Here is a 17,500-nt window from a genome sequence, read left to right on the forward strand (position 1 = left end):
AGGTGGCGATGAGCGACCTGACCGTCGGCGACGAGCACTTCGCCGAGCAGTTCCCCCTGTCCCCGTTGGACGATTACCTCATCCACCAGACACCGGACCCGATCCGCGTGATGGCGACCGGCGACCCGCGCGCCTACGAGCGGTACTGGATGATCTGCCATGACCCCAGCGGCGAGGTGATGGTCGCGACCGGCGGCAGCTTCTACCCGAACCTGGACCGCGCCGAGGCCTACGCGATCGTCAACTTCCGCGGCCGGCACTCCTCCGTGCGCAGCTTCCGCGCGCTCGGCGTGGACCGCGCCGACCTGCGCATCGGACCGATCGCCCCGGAGATCGTCCGCGGCCTGCGGGAATGGCGCTACGTGCTCGAACCCAACGAGCAGGGCATCAGCTACGACCTGACCTTCCGCGACACCACCCGCCAGGTGTTCCGCGAGCCGCTGTCCGACTCGGCCCATGGCACGCCACCGGGCCGGCGCAACGACGTCACCGCCGGGTTCGAGGGCTTCGGCACGGTCGAGGGCTGGGTCGAGGTCGACGGCACCCGCGTCGAGCTCGGAGCCGGCTCGGCGGGCACCCGCGACCGGCACTGGGGCACCGGCCGCGGCGTGGGCGGCCCGGCGATGTCGCTCGGCGGACGCCTCCACGTGGGCGTGTCCGGCAACGCGTTCGTGCCGTTCTCCGACTGGACGCTGTGGGGCGACCGCGTGTACTACCCCTTCGGCGACAGCCGCCCGGGCGCCACACGCGTGGCCAAACCGACGCGGCGGCTGCGCTTCGACCCCGACACCGACATCTTCGCCGAGGGCATCGTCGACTACCGGCTCGGCACCGGCGAGGTCAAGCAGCTGCACTACGAGCACCTCGGCCTGCAGACGGCGTTCCTGCGCTGCGGCATGTACGGCGGCACCCCGGAAAGCGGCATCCACCAGGGCTCCTACGACGGCCCGGAACTGACCGAGGGCGAGACCTACGACCTGACTGACCCGCGTACGAGGATCGGGCTGCGTGGTCTGGACGAGCACCTGTGCCGCGTCACCTGCGAAGGCGAGACGGTGATCGGGATTTACCAGACCATTGACCCGGTTGCCTACGAGACGTGCAAGTCGGGACGACCGGGCTGGGGGTTTCTGGACTGATCCCCACACCGGCTCAACGGCGATCTTGCCGCCCCGGCGGAGCCGGGGCAGACAATTCAGCGCTTGAGTGTGAAGGTGAAGTCGTCGGAGAGCTTGCCGCTCAACCGGAGCGCCGAGACGAGCTTTCCGTCGGCGAGCAGCCGTTCGATCTCGGCCCGCGAAAGACCGCACCCTTCGGCGATCAGTCGCACCGGTCGGATCGGAATCCGGACGGCGAAGCGGACCGAAACGTCGATCACTTCACGGTCGAGGCGAGCCGATCCGCCAGTGTCGAGGCGCCAGGCACCCGCCCAGTCGAGGGCGACGCGGTTGCGGTGCCGCACGACCGGGTCCTGGAGCAGCTCGGCGACCAGGCCGAGATCGTTGTCGTGCAAGCGTTCCAGCAGCTCGGGCCGGACGGAGCGCACGTTCACCCGCTCCAGGACCGACAGCTTCGCTGTGACCCCGCACGAGGTACAGAGCACGAGGAGCCAAGCGTCGAGGAGCTTGTGGTTGGCGTTGACTCGAAATTTGCCACTGGCCCGGAAACGCCCGCGAGCACAGGCAGCGCAAGGACGGAGAACAACAGGAAGACGGGTGGGTTCGACCACCCAATGCGTGAGCACGGAAATACACCGGTTTCTGTGAGAAGTCCGCAGCAAAAGTCAGCGCGGCGCACAGGCGCGACGCGCGACGAATCAGCTCTCGGGAGTCTCACAGCGTGTACAACGGCACGCCCTTTCCTGGGCAACGTGGTCAGCCGGCACAATAACTGCGCACGGCGGCGCGGCTCCACCGGTTTTCGCGTGCGGGCGAAGACGTCGTCCCGCTAGGGTGGGTCGATGGGGTCAGTCAGGCAGGTCCAGATCACCTTTGACTGCGCGTCGCCGGAACGCGTCGCGCGGTTCTGGTGCGAGGTGCTCGGCTACGTCGTCCCGCCGCCGCCGGACGGGTTCGCCACCTGGGACGAGTTCACCCGCTCGCTCCCGCCGGAGAAGCGGGACGCGGGGTTCGTCTGCAGTGATCCCACCGGTGTGGGCCCGCGGATGTACTTCCAGCGCGTGCCCGAAGGCAAGGTCGTCAAGAACCGGGTGCACCTCGACGTGCGGGTCGGCACCGGGCTCGTGGGTGCGGAGCGCGTCGCCGTGCTCGAAGCCGAGTGCGCCCGCCTGGTCGCGCTCGGCGCGGTTCGCCAGCAGCTGCTGGTCGCCGACGAGGAAAACGAGTCGTGCCTGGTGATGCAGGACGTCGAGGGCAACGAGTTCTGCCTCGACTGAGGCGCCTAGGCGTCATCGGTCATCAGCCGTTGGATGCGGGTGAGGCCGTGGCAGGCGAAGTAGGCGATCGCCCGGGTGAGGAAGGCAGTGCACGCTGGGCTTTCTCGTCTGGGCGGATCTCTGAGTAGGCCAGGCGGGAGTGGTCATCGACCCGGGAGTGGACGTAGTCGTATCCGATCTTGGTGCTGCGGTCGCGGGTGGCTTCCCGGTGGGCCCGGCCGTGGGGTGACCAGCCTCCGTCGTCGGGGATGCGGCCGATTTTTCTTGATGTCCATGTGAACCAGCTCGCCCGGCGCTGCCAGTCGCGGGATCTGGTGGCGGGCCAGTCAACCAGGCCCTTCCGCTACCAACGTCCTGGCCGACTAAACCTAAGCCCGGCGGCCGCGCCGGGACAGATCCGCGCTGCCGCGGCCCAGGTCGGCTTCGATCGCGGCGGCGGCCTCGAAAGCCTTGTCCAGCAGCAGCTTCTCGTGCGTCTCGTCGATCTGCGCCAGCGGCACCGAGATGTGGATGGCGGCGGTGATCTCGCCGTACGCGTCGCGGATCGGGAACCCGTAGCCGACGACGCCGGGGATGGCTTCCTCGCGGCTCACGGAGTAGCCGGCGCGCCGGATCGTCTCCAGCTCGCGCTCGAGGTCGGCCTCTTCGGTGAGCGTGTGCTCGGTCAGCTGCGGCCGTGGTTCGCCCATCAGCCGGCGGTGCAGCGGCGGGTGGAACGCGGCGAACAGCTTGCCGACGGCCGTGGCGTGCAGGAACAGCGACTGGCCGAGGCGGATGTCGACCGCGATCGGGCGCGTGCCGGGGAAGCGGTCGATGTAGGACACGCGCGTGCCCAGGCGCACCGCGAGGTAGACGTCCTCGCCGGTCGCGCGGGTCAGCTCCTGCAGGGGGCGGCGGGCGACGTCACGCACCTCCAGGCCGTCGACGATGCGGATGCCCAGGCGCACCGCGCGGGAGCCGAGCGAGTAGCGCAGGTCGTCGGAGACCACGATGACGTCGGTGGCGGCCATCCGCTGCAGCAGGTTGTGGGCGCTGCTCGCCGGCATGCCGAGCCGTTTCACGATCTCGGTGAGCGTCATGCCCTCCGGGTGCCCGACGAGCAGTTCGAGCGTGTCGAACACCCGCGAGAACCGCTCCGCCCCTCCGTCGGCTGCCACGCACCCCTGCCTTTCGTCGCTGGTCATCCGCCAAAAAGCCTAGCCGATCCCCGGCCCTGCCCGGTGGCGAGACGGCCGGGGGCGATCAGTGCCGGCGGGCCCCGCCGGCGAGGAAATCCGGGTCGTCGAGCGCCAGCGTCAGGGCCAGCAGCGCGCCGAGGTAGCTGTACTGGCGCAGGCCCATGACCAGGCCGGTCGCGGTGTAGGTGAACCGCGACTGCTGCACGAGCTGCGGCGGCGACACCTCGGCGAAATGCCGGGCGGTGTTGGCGAAGTGGCATTCGACGACGGGTTTGGTGGTGTCGTCGAGGGCGTGGCGTGTGGCTTCGCCGTAGGTGGTGAGGCCGGCGGGGTTGATGACGTAGCCGTCGACCCCGCGCGCGGTGCGGTGGATGAAGTCGAGGATCTCGCCCTCGTGGTTGGAGGCGAACGGGACGACGGACACGCCGAGCTCGTCGGCCATCTCGGCCACGAGCTGCTGGAGGTCGGCCAGGGACTTGATCGGGCCGTAGATCGTCTCCGAGCGGTGGCCGAGGTTGGGCATGTTCGGGCCGTCGATCACACCGATGCGCCACGGCGTCGCCTCGGGTCCGCGGAAGCGCGAGAGGGGCATGTCAGGACTCCTGCGGGGCGATCAGGTTGAGCGGCAACGGGGTGTGGCGCGCGGCCGGGCTGTTGTCGCGGCCCCGGGCCTGGAGCTGGGCAACCGTGTCCGGGTCGCCCGTGGCGTCGGTGGGGCCGAGAGGCAGGTCGTGCTCGTGGGCCAAGGCGATGAGCTCCGCGACGGTGTAGCGCGCGAACGCGCTCTCCAGCCGGGCGCGGATCTCCGTCGCGTGGCCGCGCCGGTCGGCGTAGGTGGCCAGAGCGGGGTCGTCGGGCCAGCCCAGCGCCGTGCACAGGCGCAGCCACATGTGGTCTTCGAGCAGCGCGAGGGCGACGGCGCCGTCCTTGGCTCCGACGACGCCGTAGGTCGCCTCCGGCTCGGTCACGGCGAGGGGTTTGACCGAGCTCCAGGCGGTGGCGACGTCGAGCATCGCCAGGTCGAGGAAGGTACCGCCACCCGCGTGCCACGCCGCGGTGATCGCGAGCGCCGCGGTGGTCGCGGTGCCGAGGTCGACCCACGGCACGCCGATGCGGTCGGACTTTCCCGCGTCGCCGAGGATTCCGGCCATGGCCTGCAGCGACAGGTCGTGCGTGGGATGGCCGGCCAGCGGTCCGGTCTGGCCCATCCCGCTGATCGAGCAGTAGACGACGTCCGGGCGCACCTCGCGCACGGCCTTCTCGTCGCAGCCGAGGCGGGCGGTGACACCGGGGCGGAAGCCCTCGACGAACACCGCGCACCCGGCCGCCAGCTCCAGCAGCCGCTCGCGGTCGGCGGGCGACTTCAAGTCGAGGAAAACGCTGCGCTTGCCGGCGTTCACGCGCTCGAACATCGGCGGGTCGAACCGCCGGGCGGGGTCGCCGGCGGGCGGCTCCACCTTGAGGACGTCGGCGCCGAGTGACGCGAGCAGGAACGTCGCGTACGGCCCGGGCAGCTGCTGGCTGAGGTCGAGCACGGTCATGCCGTGCAGCGAGCCGGTCACGGCCGGATCACCGCCCGGCCGACGAGCGCGCCGGAGTCGACGGCGGCGTGGGCGGCCGCGACGTCGTCGAGGGGCCAGACCCGCGGGGACACCGGGGTGACCTTGCCGCCGGCGACCAGGTCGACGACGTCGAGCAGCTCCCGGCGGTTCGCGTGGGCCGAGCCGACGATCTCGAGCTCCTTGAGGATCATGAGTCCCAAGTGGACTTCGACGGCGCCGGGGTCGGTGTTGCCGACGACGGCCAGCCGTCCGCGCGGCGCCAGGGCTTTCAGCGACAGCCCGAAGGTCGGGGTGCCGGTGGTCTCGATCGCGACGTCGGCTCCGCGCGGCCGGCCGAGGTTCGCGGCGGCCGCGCGCACGGCCGGTGCGCCTTCGGCGACGGTGACCACGGCCTGGGCGCCGGAGCCGAGCAGTGTTTGTTTTTTGCTGTCGCTGCTGGTCACGGCGATCACGGTGGCGCCGAGCGCGGCGGCGATCCGGACCGTGTGGATCCCGACGCCGCCGCTCGCGCCGGTCACGAGCACGACTTCGCCTGCCGCGGCCCGGGTGCGGCGCAGCGCGTGGAGGCCGGTGCCGAGGGCACAGGAGAGGATCGCGCCCACCTCGTCGTCGATGGTGTCGGGGAGGGCGACCGCGTTGAGCGGCCCGGCGAGGACGTATTCGGCGTAACCGCCGGGGAGGTCCTCGCCGTAGAAACCCGGGCCGCCGCGGCAGGTGTTGGTGTGGCCGGCCGCGCACTCGGCGCAGGTCCCGCACGGGAACCGTTGCACGAGCGCGACCCGGCGGCCCAGCCACGAGGTGTCGCCCGCGGGACCGACGGCTTCGACGCGTCCGGCGATCTCGTGCCCGAGCACCTGGCCGGGCCGGGCCGCCAGCAAACCCTTGCGCGCCAGCACGTCGTGGCCGCAGACCCCGCACGCGGCCACCCGCACGAGCAGCTGGTCGGCCGCGGGTTCGGGGACCGGGCGGTTCTGCACCTCGAAGCGGTCCGGCGCGGTCAGCACGGCGGCTCGCATCACGGCGACACGACCTCGGTCACCTTGCCCGCGATCGTCGGGGCGGGGCCGTTCTTGGTCGCGTCGACGTCGAGCGTGAGGTCGCGCCCGGCCGTCTCCGGCAGCCAGAACAGCAGGATCAGCCCGCAGATCAGCGCGACGCCGACCAGCAGGATGCCGGGTGCGTAGCTCAGCCCGGTCGACACCACCAGCGCCGCGGCGACCAGCGGCGCGAAGCCCGAGGGCGCGCCGACGCCGAGGTTGAAGCCGAGCGCCCCGCTGGTGAGCCGCGTCGAGGCCGGGAACATCTCGATGAGCACCAGCGAGGTGTTGGCGTTGATCGGCGCCTGGAAGATCGCGAACACGATCAGCGCGACGATCACCACCGGTGTCGACCCGGTTCCGAGCGCCATGAACACCGGGATGCCGAACACGACATGGCCGAGGCAGCCGAACAGCAGCGTGCGGCGCCGGCCCAGCCGGTCGGACAGCCGGCCCGCGAGCGGGCACAGCGCGCAGTAGACGGCGAGCCCGATCGAGGTCAGCACAGTCGCGCGGGTGCCGCCGACGTGCGCGGTTGCGGTCAGGTAGTTCACGACGTAGGTGCCGAGGAAATACAGGCCCACCCCGCAGATCCAGGAGAACCCGAAGGTCACGAAGATCGCCTTCGCCTGGTCGCGGCGCAGCGCGTCCTTCAGCCGGGCCCGCGGCGCGTCGCTCTCCGCGAGCTCTTGGAAGACCGGCGTGTCCTCCAGCCGCTGGCGCACGTAGAGACCGACGGCGGCCAGCGGCGCGGCGACGAAGAACGGCACGCGCCAGCCCCAGCTGTCGAGGGCGGCGGCGCTGAGGGAGAGCTGGAAGGCCAGCGACAGCAGGGCACCGAAGATGAGCCCCAGCGCCGCCGCCATGGACGGGAAGCTGCCCGGGATCCCGCGCCGATCCGACGGCGCCGTCTCGATCAGGTAGGCCGAGCTCGCGCCCCACTCACCGCCCACGGCCAACCCCTGCAGGCACCGCAGGAACACCAGCAGCACCGGCGCCGCGATCCCGATCGCCGCGTAGGACGGCAGCACCCCGATCAACGTCGTCGCGACGCCCATCAGCGCCACACTCGCCGACAACGACACCTTGCGCCCGGCCCGGTCCCCGATGAGCCCGAACACGACCCCACCCAGCGGCCGCACCGCGAACGCCACCCCGAACACCGCCAGGGACTTCAGCAGCCCCACGGCGCTCGACCCGCCGGGGAAGAACTCGTGCCCGATGGCCACGGCGAGGAACCCGTACACGCCGAAGTCGAAGTACTCCAGGAAGTTCCCGATGATGCACGCGACGGCGACCCGCCGTCTGCCCATCGCCGTGGTGGCCCTCATCGTTGTCGCCATTGACCCCGAGTCCCTTCGATTCGAAATACCGAAAGATCTTTCTTAAACTCGAATGAGGCGACGGTACTTCGTCGGGAGCTTCGCCACAAGGCTCAGGGCAGGGTCGGGTCGGAGCGGGTTGACGGAGGGAGACCTTGCTCGTGGGCGGGCGAGGTCACGCCACGAGACTGAGGCGAACGCGGACGGCGTGCAGAGGATGCCGGATAATCCATACATGCAGGTCACTCCTCGGCCAGGCGTGGATCTCGGACACGCCGACGAAGCACTCTTGAGACTCATGAATGAAGCGACCAATCTGCATTCGGTCGATCTCGCCCATGGAGTGGGCTCGTCTGCGACGAAGCTCTGGACTTACCTGGAATGGGTGCGCAAAGCGGAGCGAACGTTGTCAGGGATCGTTTCTCCCGTGACTGCCTCCGAGATTCTCGACTGGGACGGCTATCAGCAGTTGATGGCGATGGCCCCGGCTTGGGCGGCCGTGGTTGGGAGCAACCCTCCGGAGCGGATCTTGCACGCGCTGGTGACCGACGAGATCGCCAGGCGGGTGGCCGCGCTCGAGGCTGCCCGGACCGACCTGAGTGACTACAAGAGCCGATGGTGTTCAGGGTTCGCGGAAACGGTGGTGCTCGACACCACCGTTTATCTGTCCTATGAGGACAAGCTGGACGATGTCGACTGGCGCCGGATTCTGCGCCACGACGGCATCGACGAAGTGTGTCTCGCCGTCCCGACGATCGTGCTCGACGAGCTCGACAGCACCAAGAGCGACGACCTCCGGGGCAGAGCCTCCTATTCTCTGGCCGTTCTGGATCGGGTGCTGCGCGACGGTGGCGAGTTGCGGAAGCCGCCGGTCCGGGTGGAGGTCAAGATGCTGAGTGAGCCCATCGGGCACCGGCGGCTGCCGATCAACGACCAGGAGATCATCGCGCGGGCTCTCGTGTTGCAGACGCTTGCCTCGAATCCGGTCACCTTGCTGACCTGTGACACGTCCATGGCGTTGCGGGCCCGCGAGGCCGGATTACGAGAAATCAAGCTCGATCGGCGAGATGCTCGGCAGGACAGGACGAAGGCCAAGGCGACCCGGGCGGCTCGATCAGATCCGCCTGGAGCAAAGCGACCCTGAAGTGGTGGTTGCGGAGTTCCGCCTCGCTGCGATCGGGGGAAGCCCGATGCTCCGCGACCGGGTATCGGCGCGACTACATTACCTCGCGTCATTTCAGGGCAGATCGTGCTCAGCCCGCGTTGAAGAACAGCCGCTGGTTCACGAACTCGGTGACACCAGCGGGCCCAGCTCGCGGTCGAAGCCGGAGCGTTTGGTGCCGCCGAAGGGGAGGGCGGCGGACGTGGCGGCGGGGATGTTGACGTGGACCATGCCGGCGTCCAGGAGCTCGGAAATGATGTCCCGCACCAGCGTCCGGACCGCGGCCACCACCTCACCCGCGGTCTTCACACCGGAGGACGCGCCTTCGTAGCCCTTCTGCGCCGCCTGCAACGACGTCGCGAGATCTCCTGGCCGCGCTGCCGGTAGACGTCCAAGACTGACCCGGACAAGACTGCCGGTTGGCGTTGAGCGCGTCCTTGAAGCCCAGTCACCCGATCGCGGTCGACAAGTCGTTCGCGGATTCCAGGAGTGAGATGCCCGAGTAGGCCTTCGTCGAGTCCTGGGTCTGCGCGATCAACGGACTCACACCTGCACGCTAGCAGCGGCGGGGCATCGTCCTGCTCCCGAGCTGCGGCGTTGCCTGATAGTCCCGGGTGGTCGGACCAAGCGGGCACATCGCCGGAAAAACGCCCGACCGGATGAACCGTTCCGCGCTAAACGGTCAGCTCGCCGGGACCAGCTCGCCCGGTTCGTCGGCCGCGGCCTGGCGGGCGTAGCGGCGGGCCATCGCCGCGCACACGATCAGCTGGATCTGGTGGAACAGCATCAGCGGTAGCACGATCAGGCCCACCTGCCCGTGGCCGAAGAGCACGGTGGCCATCGGCAGGCCGCTGGCCAAGCTCTTCTTGGAGCCGCAGAACACGATCGTGATGCGGTCGGCGCGTTCGAAGCCGAGCAGCCGGGCGCCGACGCTCGTGGTGGTCAGCACGGCGGCGAGCAGCACCACGCACACGCCCAGCAGCACGAACAGCGGGCCGAGGTCGAGCTTGTGCCAGATGCCTTCGGTCATGCCCTCGCTGAAGGCGGTGTAGACGACGAGCAGGATCGAGCCGCGGTCCACGAGCTTCAGCGGCGCCGAGTGCCGGCTGACCCAGCCGCCGATCCAGCGGCGCGCGAGCTGGCCGGCCACGAACGGCACGAGCAGCTGCAGCACGATGTCCAGCACTGCCTGCCCGCTCACGCCCGGGCCGTCGGTCGAGAGCAGCAGCGCGACGAGCAGCGGCGTCAGCACGATGCCGAGCAGGTTCGACACCGACGCGCTGCAGATGGCGGCCGCGACGTTGCCCTTCGCGATCGACGTGAACGCGATCGACGACTGCACCGTGGACGGCAGCAGGCAGAGGAACAGCACACCGGTGTAGAGCGGCGACGTGAGCAGCCCGGGGGAGAGGAATGAGGCGGCGAGGCCCAGCAAGGGAAACAGTACGAATGTGGCGGACAGCACAGTGACGTGCAGGCGCCAGTGCTTCAGGCCGTCGACCGCTTCCTTGCTCGAAAGCCTTGCGCCGTAGAGGAAGAACAGCAGCCCCACCGCGATGTTCGCCGCGATCCCGAAGCCGGTGGCGGTGCCGCCCGACGCGGGCAGGAGCGACGCGACGCCCACCGTCAGCAGGATGGCGGCGATGAACGGGTCGATCCGCAGCTTGGCCAGCAGTGCGGAAACGGGGCGGGTCAGCGGGGCGAACACGGTCGTCATGGAACTCCTTTCCACCCGATTCTCCGGTGCGGCGCGGTCATTCGGAACCCCGATCACCGTACTCACTGTCATTGTGGGCGCCGATAAGATGTGACGCATGCTGGATTCGCGCCTGTGCCGCTCCTTCCTCGCGGTGGCCGAAACCCGCAGCTTCACCGCGGCGGCCCGGAGGCTGGGTGTGGGCCAGCCCACAGTCAGCCAGCACATCCGGCGTCTCGAAAGGGAAGCCGGCGGGCTGCTGTTCCAACGCGACACCCACGCGGTCGACCTCACCGCGCGCGGGCAGGCGATGCTGGGCTTCGCCCAGACCATTGTGGACACCGAGGAACGTGCCGCCCGTCACTTCCGCGGCACCCAGGTGCGTGGGCGTGTGCGCTTCGGAGTGTCCGAGGACTTCGTGCTCGAAGAGGTGCCCGAGATCCTGCGCCGGCTGCGGCGCAGCCACCCGCTCGTGGATGTGGAGCTCCACGTCGAACTGTCCGATGTGCTCGCCCGCCGCCTCGCCGAGGGCCGCCTCGACCTCGTGCTCGGCAAACGCCGCCCCGGCGCCCCCGGCCCCGCCCGAGTCTTGCGGCGCGAACCCCTGGTGTGGATCGGCTCGACGGCGACGGTGCTCGAACCGGGTCAGCCCGTGCCGCTCGTGCAGTACCCCATGCCCTCGGTCACCCGTCAGCTCGCCGTCGAGGCCCTCGAACACGCAGGCCTCGAATGGCGCGCCGCGTGCCTGACCTCCAGCCTCACCGGCCTGCGCGCCGCGGCGGCCGCCGGGCTCGGCATCACGGTCCACGCCCGCAGCCTCGTCCCGGACGGGCTGATCGAGCTTCCGGCCCACCTGGGGCTGCCGGACCCGGGTGAGGTGGAGTTCATGCTCCTGCTGCGCGACGCGACGGAAGGCCCGGCGGCGGCGCTGGCGGATTTCGTGGTGGCGAAGCTCGGGGAGGAGTGATCGGTTCGGCCGAACGGGGCCGGGGACCCGGTTCAAGGTCACCGTCGAGGTCACCAACGCGGGTGACGCACCCGCTGTCGGGTGGTTCGAGGGACTGGTCGACGGTCAGCGGGACCATCGGCGGGCAGATCACTCCTGCCCGCCGTTCAGCAAGGTCCGCAGCCGCAACAACGCACGGTGCTGCGAAACCCGCACCGCGCCCGGCGAAGAGCCCACCGCGTCCGCCGTCTCCTCCGCTGTCAGGCCGACCACCACGCGCAGCAGGACGATCTCGCGCTGGCGGTCCGGCAGCACGTCCAGCAGGCGCGCCAGGCGGGTGGTGAGCTCGGTGCGCAGGGCGTGCAACTCGGGGCCGTCCGCTGTATCCGCGCGATCGGGCGGCTCGGCGACCGGGTCGGTGCGGTTGCGGGCCACCGCGCGGTGGGCGTCGGCGACCTTGTGTTGCGCGATGCCGTACACGAAGGCCAGGAAGGGCCGGCCCTGGTCGCGGTACGTGGGCAGGGCGGCGAGCAGCGCGACGCACACCTCCTGGGCCACGTCGTCGGCGGAGGCGTAGGCGCGGTCGGGGCCGCCGAGGCGGCCGCGGCAGTAGCGGACGACCAGGGGGCGGACGGTCTCCAGCAGCTGCGCCGCGCCGAGGCGGTCGCCGGCGGTGGCGGCGGCGACGGGGCCGTCCAGGTGGTGCCAGTGGTCGGGGAAGCGCGGGGCGGTGCGGGACTTCACGTGCCGCAGCGTCGCTTCGACGTCGAGGCCCCGGCGCAGCGCTCCGGTCAGCGTCGCGTCGGCTTCGAGCAGCAGGGTCACGACGGCGTCCTCCCCATCCGGTAAGGCCGGTGAAGCCGGTAGAACCGGCAGATCAGGCCACGAGGACACCCGGCGGTTCAGCCTTTCCCGCGCGTGGCGCAGGTTCGAGCGCGCCGTGCTGGCGGGCATCCCGAGGGCGGTCCCGATGGCGGCCGGGGCGAACCCGTCGAGCGACCACGCCAGCACGGTGCGCTGCGTGTCCGGCAGCGTCGCGAGCAGCTCGACCCCCAGGGCGTTCCGCTCGACGAGCGCCGTCAGACCGTCGTCCGCCGGAACCTGCTCCCCGGCGAACCCCCGTACGGCCAGGCGCACCCGCGCGCGCGGATCGTCCGGCGGCGGCCACACCTGCGCCTCCTGCAGCAGCGCGTCCACGGCGGCCTCGCGTGCCGCCGCCGGGTCCAGGCCCAGCTTGCAGCCGAAGGCCACCAGGGGCGGGAACTCGGCGCGGAAGAACCCGTCGAACTCGTCCACGCCCACCCCTGTCCTGTCCGCGCTGCCGTAGGAACAGGTGCGGTGAGGACGGCGCCAGGTGTAACGATTCGATGTCGGCACCACGTGTGACGACGAGATCGCGTGGGTACCTCTCCTGGAACAACAAAAGATCAGTGTGAGCTGGGCCCGTAACTCTTAGGAACAACCGCCATCGGTGGTAAGTTGGAACTTCGGTCGTCCGCGGGCCGCCCTCATTGGGGTGCCGGCGGGGTCGGCCGAAGCCCACCGAGCGTCACCCGAGTTGTACAGCTCCTTGTGAGTTGTGCTGCGCCGTGCGCCCGGAGAAGTCGGTTGACCGAGAAAAGACAATGTTCGACAGGAGGTGAAACGCAACAATGGAACTCACGAGCACCGGCTGGCTGTCCCGCGCAGCCTGCCAGGACGAGGATCCGGAACTGTTCTTCCCGATTTCGGACGTCGGCCCCGGAGCCCGTCAGGTCGGCGAGGCCAAGGCGGTCTGCGCGCGCTGCCCGGTTCGCGAAGCGTGCCTTTCCTACGCCCTGGACAACGGGCTGGACAACGGCATCTTCGGGGGAACCACCGAGCTGGAGCGCCGCAAGCTGGTCCGCACCCGCTCCGCCGCCGAACGGCATCAAGCCGCCTGACCGCGTGCCGGTGACCATTCCCGGAGGCGAAGGCGAGACTTTCCCGGAAATCCCCACGGGGACCGGCTTGTGCCCGGGTGGTGACCTGATCCAGGTCACCACCCGGGTCTTTTCTTTCCTCAGTTCATCAGGATGAGTGTCTCGGGTAATCCGAACGGTGCGAACGACGGCGTTTCGAACGCGGCGATCGCCGTGACCAATCCGCTCTCGACCGTGAGCACACTGACTCCGAAGCGGCGGAACACACTCTCGCCGGGCCGGGACCCACTCGCGCCGGGTCGGCAGACCCACGTGGCCACGGCGGGCTGCCGATTGGCCCGTACCGCGACCATGCGGAACCGGCCCGTGAAAAACGGTGACTCCGGGTCCATACTCGTGCGCAGCGCGGCGATGATCCGCTCCCGGCTGTCGAACCAGAGCGGGTACGGCGGCATCACGGCCCGCGCGTCCTCACGCAGCAGTTCCGCCACCGCGTTCGGATCGCCCGCTTCGTACGCGGCGATGAACCGGCGCAGCAACTCGGCTTCCTCGGCCGTGGTCGCCCCCGCGGAAGCCCAGTCGGCACGCCGCGCGGGCAAGTGTGTACGCAGGGTTTCGCGAGCGCGCTGTAACGCGCTGTTCGCCGACGCCACCGACGTCTCCAGCACCGCCGCCGTGTCCTTGGCCGACCAGTCCAGCACGTCGCGCAAGACCAATGCCGCGCGCTGCCGGGGCGGCAGGTGCTGGATGGCGGCGAGGAACGCGAGCTCGATCGTCTCGCGCTCGACGACCGCGGCGCCGGTGTCGTCCGGCGCCGCGGTGTCGATCAAAGCGGTGTCGAGCAGTGCGTCGGGGATCGGGCCGAGCCAGGGCACGTCGAGCGCCGCCGGGGTGCCGGCCGGGTCGGCGGCCGCGCCCAGCTCGTCCGGCAGGACGCGACGAGGCCGGCGGGCCAGGGCGTCGAGGCACACGTTGGTGGCGATGCGGTACAGCCACGTCCGCACGCTCGCCCGGCCCTCGAACCCGCCCCGGCCCTTCCACGCCCGCAGGAACGCCTCCTGCGTGAGGTCCTCGGCTTCCTCGAACGAACCGCTCATCCGGTAGCAGTGCACCCGGATCTCCCGGCGGTGCCGTTCGAGGAGCGTGCCGAAGTCGTCGTCCACGCGGAGAACCGTAGCTCAGGCGGCTTCCTCCGCGAGCCGCTCGAGGCCGCTCTGGGTCTTCAGCGGCAGGTGCTTGAGGAACGCCACCGCCACCACCACGAGCAGCGCGATCGGCGCGGCGATGAGGAACAGGTCGCTCGTCGCGGTGCCGTAGGCCTCGCGGATCACGTTCGCGATCGGCGCGGGCAGGTCGGCCAGGTTCGGCACCGTCTCGCTGCCGCCGCCGCTCATCCCCGGCATCGGGCCGAGGCCCTCGGTGATCAGCGCCGTGACCCGGTTGGCCAGCACCGCGCCCAGCGCGCTGACGCCGATCGAGCCGCCGAGGCTGCGGAAGAACGACAACGTGGAGGTCGCCGCGCCCAGGTCCTGGGCAGGCACGTCGTTCTGCGTCACCAGCACCAGGTTCTGCATCAGCATGCCGACGCCGACACCCAGCACGAGCATGAACAGGCTCAGCTCCAGCACGCTGGTGTGCGCGTCGATGAGCCCGAGCAGCCCGAGGCCCGCGGTCAGCAGCACGGCACCCAGGATCAGGTGGCCCTTCCACCGCCCGGTGCGGCTGATCAGCTGACCCGACACGGTCGAGGACACCAGCAGCCCGAAGATCATCGGCAGGCTCATCAGGCCGGCGACCGTCGGCGACTTGCCGAGCGAGAGCTGGAAGTACTGCGACAGGAACACCGTGCCGCCGAACATCGCGACACCCACGAAGAAGCTCGCGATCGTGGTCAGCGAGACCGTGCGGTTGCGGAACAGGCGCAGCGGGATGATCGGCTCGCGCACCTTCGTCTCCACGAACACCGCGACCGCCAGCACCACGACGCCGACCGGCACGAGCACACCGGTCTGCCAGGAGCCCCACGCGAACGTCGAGCCGGCCAGCGACGACCACACGAGCAAAGTGGACACCCCGAGCATGATCAGGAACGCCCCGACCCAGTCCACGTGCGCCTCGCGCCGGATCGTCGGCAGCTTCAGCGTGCGCTGCAGCAGCAGGATCGCGGCGAGCGCGAACGGCACGCCGAGGAAGAAGCACCAGCGCCAGCCGAGCCACGAGGTGTCCACGAGCACGCCGCCGATCAGCGGCCCGGCCACGGTGCCCACGGCGAACACGGCGCCGAAGATGCCGGAGAACTTGCCGAGCTCACGCGGCGACACGATCGCCGCCATGATCACCTGCGCCAGCGCCGTGAGGCCACCGCCGCCGATGCCCTGCGCCACCCGGCTGACGATGAGCAGCTCGATGTTCGGCGCGAAACCGGCCACCAGCGAGCCCACCACGAACAGCCCGAGCGACAGCTGGATCAGCAGCTTCTTGTTGTAGAGGTCGGAAAGCTTGCCCCACAGCGGAACCGTCGCCGTCATCGCGAGCAGCTCCGTGGTCACCACCCACGTGTAGGACGACTGCGAGCCGCCCAGCTCGGACACGATCCGCGGCAGCGCGTTGGCGACCACGGTGGAGGCGAGGATGGCGACGAAGATGCCCATCATCAGCCCCGACATCGCCTGCAGCACCTGCTGCCGGCTCATCGCGCCCGAGGCTGCGGGCGCCTCGGTTTCGGACACGGTCATGGAGAGATCCCCTCGGAGTGCTCGGGTGGGTGGGGTGGGATTTCGGTCGAGAAGAGTGCGGCCCGGTTCGGGTCAGGGCGGTTCGGGTCAGTGCGGGTCGGCGAGCCCGGCGGCCAGTGTGGCCGCCGCTTCGTCGACCAGGTCCAGCAGCGGACGTGAGCCCCCGAGCTCGCGCCAGAACATCAACGAGGCGTTCAGCGCGCTGCCGAACGCCGACAGCAGTAACGACGGGTACAGGTCCGTCGCCGGGTCGGTTCCGCTGCGCTTCGCGATGGCGGCGACCGCCGGTTCGACGACGTCGGAGTTGAGCGACATGGCGCGCAGCGTCAGTCCCGGGTTCTCCTTGATGATCCGGATGCGGGTGAGCCATTCGTCGCGGTTCTCGTCGATCTCCGCCAGGTCCTCCCGCATGCTCGCGACCATTGCCTCGAGGGTGCCGAGAGCCGGTTCCGCCGCGGCGAGCCGCTCGATCAGCCGCAGGCTGCGTTCCCGGTGGTCGGCGTGCGCGATCACCACGGCGTCCTCTTTGGACGCGAAGTAGTTGAAGAAGGTGCGCGCGGAAACCCCCGCTTCCGCCGCGATGTCCTCCACCGTCACGTGGTCCAGACCGCGTTCGCCGACGAGCCGCACGGCGGCGGTCGAGAGCGTGCGGTGGGTTTCGAGCTTCTTGCGCTCGCGCAGGCCGGGGGCGGACACGCGAACGAGCGTAGCGCGGAACTTTCACAATCTGCAAAGTTGCAGTTTATGAAACAGGCCACCGCGGGCGGGCCTGACACCGGGCTGGCAGACTCCCGCGCGTGAGCGGAACGGTGCTGGTGCTGGGCGGACGCAGCGAGATCGGGACGGCGGTCGCGCAGCGGCTGGCCGCGGGCGGGGCGAAGCGGTTCGTGCTGGCCGCGCGCCCGGGCGCCGATCTGAGTGAACAGGTCACGACGCTGCGCGCGGCCGGTGCCGAGGTGGTCGAGACCGCCGGGTTCGACGCCGACGACCTGGCCCGGCACCGGCCCTTCCTCGATCGCGTCGTCGCCGAGCACGGTCCGCTGGACGTCGTCGTGCTCGCCTTCGGCATCCTCGGCGACCAGGCCCGCGCGGAGACCGACGCCGAGCATGCCGCGGCCATCGTGCACACCGACTACGTCGCCCAGGTGGCCGTGCTCACCCACACGGCGGAACTGCTGCGAGCGCAGGGCTCGGGCAGCCTCGTCGTGTTCTCCTCCGTCGCCGGCGTCCGCGTGCGGCGCGCCAACTACGTCTACGGCTCGGCCAAGGCCGGCCTCGACGGCTTCGCCTGCGGGCTGGCCGACGCGCTGCACGGCACCGGCGTGCACCTGCTGCTCGTACGGCCCGGCTTCGTGATCGGCCGCATGACCGAGGGCATGTCACCGGCACCGTTCTCCAGCACGCCCGACCAGGTGGCCGACGCGACCGTGGCGGCGCTGCGGCGACAGCGCGCAGTCGTCTGGGTGCCGGGAGTGCTCCGTCCGGTCTTCGCGGTGATGCGCCTGCTGCCGCGCGCGGTGTGGCGGCGAATGCCGCGCTGAGCGCTCCCCGTGCCCGAACTGCCAC

The 17,500-nt window shown here is 70.3% G+C and carries 18 protein-coding genes and 3 pseudogenes; 6 read left to right on the plus strand and 15 right to left on the minus strand.

Annotated elements, in window-relative coordinates; translation table 11 throughout:
* Positions 1-8 precede the first annotated feature (8 nt).
* Complete coding sequence (locus tag QRX50_RS24845) at positions 9-1,139, plus strand: Rv3169 family protein (RefSeq protein ID WP_285974303.1); 1,131 nt, start codon at positions 9-11, stop codon at positions 1,137-1,139.
* A gap of 56 nt (positions 1,140-1,195) precedes the next feature.
* Here the strand turns inward: QRX50_RS24845 and QRX50_RS24850 are convergent, their stop codons facing one another.
* A complete protein-coding gene (locus tag QRX50_RS24850; RefSeq protein ID WP_285974304.1) occupies positions 1,196-1,729 on the minus strand; it encodes a DUF1062 domain-containing protein in 534 nt (177 codons plus the stop codon).
* A gap of 231 nt (positions 1,730-1,960) precedes the next feature.
* Here QRX50_RS24850 and QRX50_RS24855 point away from each other — a divergent pair, with 231 nt between their 5' ends.
* Positions 1,961-2,395 (plus strand): VOC family protein, encoded by a 435-nt coding sequence (locus tag QRX50_RS24855; RefSeq protein ID WP_285974305.1) that lies wholly within the window; start codon positions 1,961-1,963, stop codon positions 2,393-2,395.
* Between the two features lie 8 nt (positions 2,396-2,403).
* On the opposite strand, the pseudogene QRX50_RS24860 reads toward QRX50_RS24855, so the two are convergent.
* The 6 genes and pseudogenes from QRX50_RS24860 to QRX50_RS24885 all read right to left on the minus strand — a co-directional run.
* Positions 2,404-2,694: pseudogene (locus QRX50_RS24860) on the minus strand (IS481 family transposase); the annotation flags it as partial.
* Between the two features lie 69 nt (positions 2,695-2,763).
* A complete protein-coding gene (locus QRX50_RS24865) occupies positions 2,764-3,552 on the minus strand; it encodes an IclR family transcriptional regulator (RefSeq protein ID WP_285974306.1) in 789 nt (262 codons plus the stop codon).
* An 85-nt stretch (positions 3,553-3,637) separates the two neighbouring features.
* A complete protein-coding gene (locus QRX50_RS24870) occupies positions 3,638-4,165 on the minus strand; it encodes a type II 3-dehydroquinate dehydratase (protein ID WP_285974307.1) in 528 nt (175 codons plus the stop codon).
* A 1-nt stretch (position 4,166) separates the two neighbouring features.
* Entirely contained in the window at positions 4,167-5,135 is a 969-nt protein-coding gene (locus tag QRX50_RS24875; RefSeq protein ID WP_285974308.1) for a CaiB/BaiF CoA transferase family protein, read from the minus strand.
* Positions 5,132-6,151 carry an alcohol dehydrogenase catalytic domain-containing protein gene (locus tag QRX50_RS24880; protein ID WP_285974547.1) on the minus strand — a complete coding sequence of 340 codons (1,020 nt, stop codon included), beginning with the start codon at positions 6,149-6,151 and terminating at the stop codon, positions 5,132-5,134. Before QRX50_RS24880 ends, QRX50_RS24875 begins: the two co-directional genes overlap by 4 nt.
* Positions 6,151-7,503: an MFS transporter gene (locus QRX50_RS24885; protein ID WP_285974309.1), complete on the minus strand. Its 1,353-nt coding sequence runs from the start codon at positions 7,501-7,503 to the stop codon at positions 6,151-6,153. The genes QRX50_RS24880 and QRX50_RS24885 overlap by 1 nt, the downstream gene beginning before the upstream one ends.
* Before the next feature lie 289 nt (positions 7,504-7,792).
* On the opposite strand from QRX50_RS24885, the gene QRX50_RS24890 reads away from it, so the two are divergent.
* The gene (locus QRX50_RS24890; RefSeq protein WP_285974310.1) at positions 7,793-8,638 is read left to right on the plus strand and encodes a PIN domain-containing protein; all 846 of its coding nucleotides are present in this window, start codon (positions 7,793-7,795) and stop codon (positions 8,636-8,638) included.
* Positions 8,639-8,776: 138 nt separating this feature from the next.
* Here the strand turns inward: QRX50_RS24890 and QRX50_RS50420 are convergent, their stop codons facing one another.
* The 3 genes and pseudogenes from QRX50_RS50420 to QRX50_RS24900 all read right to left on the minus strand — a co-directional run bounded on the left by QRX50_RS50420 (position 8,777) and on the right by QRX50_RS24900 (position 10,373).
* Positions 8,777-8,887: a hypothetical protein gene (locus QRX50_RS50420; RefSeq protein ID WP_434533360.1), complete on the minus strand. Its 111-nt coding sequence runs from the start codon at positions 8,885-8,887 to the stop codon at positions 8,777-8,779.
* A gap of 9 nt (positions 8,888-8,896) precedes the next feature.
* Positions 8,897-9,203: pseudogene (locus QRX50_RS50425) on the minus strand (hypothetical protein); the annotation flags it as partial.
* A 135-nt stretch (positions 9,204-9,338) separates the two neighbouring features.
* Positions 9,339-10,373 carry a bile acid:sodium symporter family protein gene (locus QRX50_RS24900; protein ID WP_285974312.1) on the minus strand — a complete coding sequence of 345 codons (1,035 nt, stop codon included), beginning with the start codon at positions 10,371-10,373 and terminating at the stop codon, positions 9,339-9,341.
* 97 nt (positions 10,374-10,470) lie between these two features.
* On the opposite strand from QRX50_RS24900, the gene QRX50_RS24905 reads away from it, so the two are divergent.
* The gene (locus QRX50_RS24905) at positions 10,471-11,319 is read left to right on the plus strand and encodes a LysR family transcriptional regulator (protein ID WP_285974313.1); all 849 of its coding nucleotides are present in this window, start codon (positions 10,471-10,473) and stop codon (positions 11,317-11,319) included.
* Positions 11,320-11,448: 129 nt separating this feature from the next.
* Here QRX50_RS24905 and shbA read toward each other — a convergent pair whose 3' ends face one another.
* Entirely contained in the window at positions 11,449-11,997 is a 549-nt protein-coding gene (gene shbA / locus QRX50_RS24910; protein WP_285974548.1) for an RNA polymerase sigma factor ShbA, read from the minus strand.
* Between the two features lie 216 nt (positions 11,998-12,213).
* Positions 12,214-12,678 (minus strand): annotated as a pseudogene (locus tag QRX50_RS49710) (RNA polymerase sigma factor); the annotation flags it as partial.
* 272 nt (positions 12,679-12,950) lie between these two features.
* On the opposite strand from QRX50_RS49710, the gene QRX50_RS24920 reads away from it, so the two are divergent.
* Positions 12,951-13,220 carry a WhiB family transcriptional regulator gene (locus QRX50_RS24920; RefSeq protein WP_285974314.1) on the plus strand — a complete coding sequence of 90 codons (270 nt, stop codon included), beginning with the start codon at positions 12,951-12,953 and terminating at the stop codon, positions 13,218-13,220.
* Between the two features lie 119 nt (positions 13,221-13,339).
* On the opposite strand, the gene QRX50_RS24925 is transcribed toward QRX50_RS24920, so the two are convergent.
* The 3 genes from QRX50_RS24925 to QRX50_RS24935 all read right to left on the minus strand — a co-directional run bounded on the left by QRX50_RS24925 (position 13,340) and on the right by QRX50_RS24935 (position 16,630).
* Positions 13,340-14,362 carry an RNA polymerase subunit sigma-70 gene (locus tag QRX50_RS24925; protein ID WP_285974315.1) on the minus strand — a complete coding sequence of 341 codons (1,023 nt, stop codon included), beginning with the start codon at positions 14,360-14,362 and terminating at the stop codon, positions 13,340-13,342.
* A gap of 15 nt (positions 14,363-14,377) precedes the next feature.
* Entirely contained in the window at positions 14,378-15,892 is a 1,515-nt protein-coding gene (locus tag QRX50_RS24930) for an MDR family MFS transporter (RefSeq protein WP_491700792.1), read from the minus strand.
* A gap of 129 nt (positions 15,893-16,021) precedes the next feature.
* Complete coding sequence (locus QRX50_RS24935; RefSeq protein ID WP_285974317.1) at positions 16,022-16,630, minus strand: TetR/AcrR family transcriptional regulator; 609 nt, start codon at positions 16,628-16,630, stop codon at positions 16,022-16,024.
* A 101-nt stretch (positions 16,631-16,731) separates the two neighbouring features.
* Here QRX50_RS24935 and dprE2 point away from each other — a divergent pair, with 101 nt between their 5' ends.
* Complete coding sequence (gene dprE2, locus QRX50_RS24940; protein WP_285974318.1) at positions 16,732-17,475, plus strand: decaprenylphospho-beta-D-erythro-pentofuranosid-2-ulose 2-reductase; 744 nt, start codon at positions 16,732-16,734, stop codon at positions 17,473-17,475.
* Positions 17,476-17,500 lie beyond the last annotated feature (25 nt).

This window comes from Amycolatopsis sp. 2-15 (genome assembly GCF_030285625.1).
In the GTDB taxonomy this organism is placed as follows: Bacteria; Actinomycetota; Actinomycetes; order Mycobacteriales; family Pseudonocardiaceae; genus Amycolatopsis; species Amycolatopsis carbonis.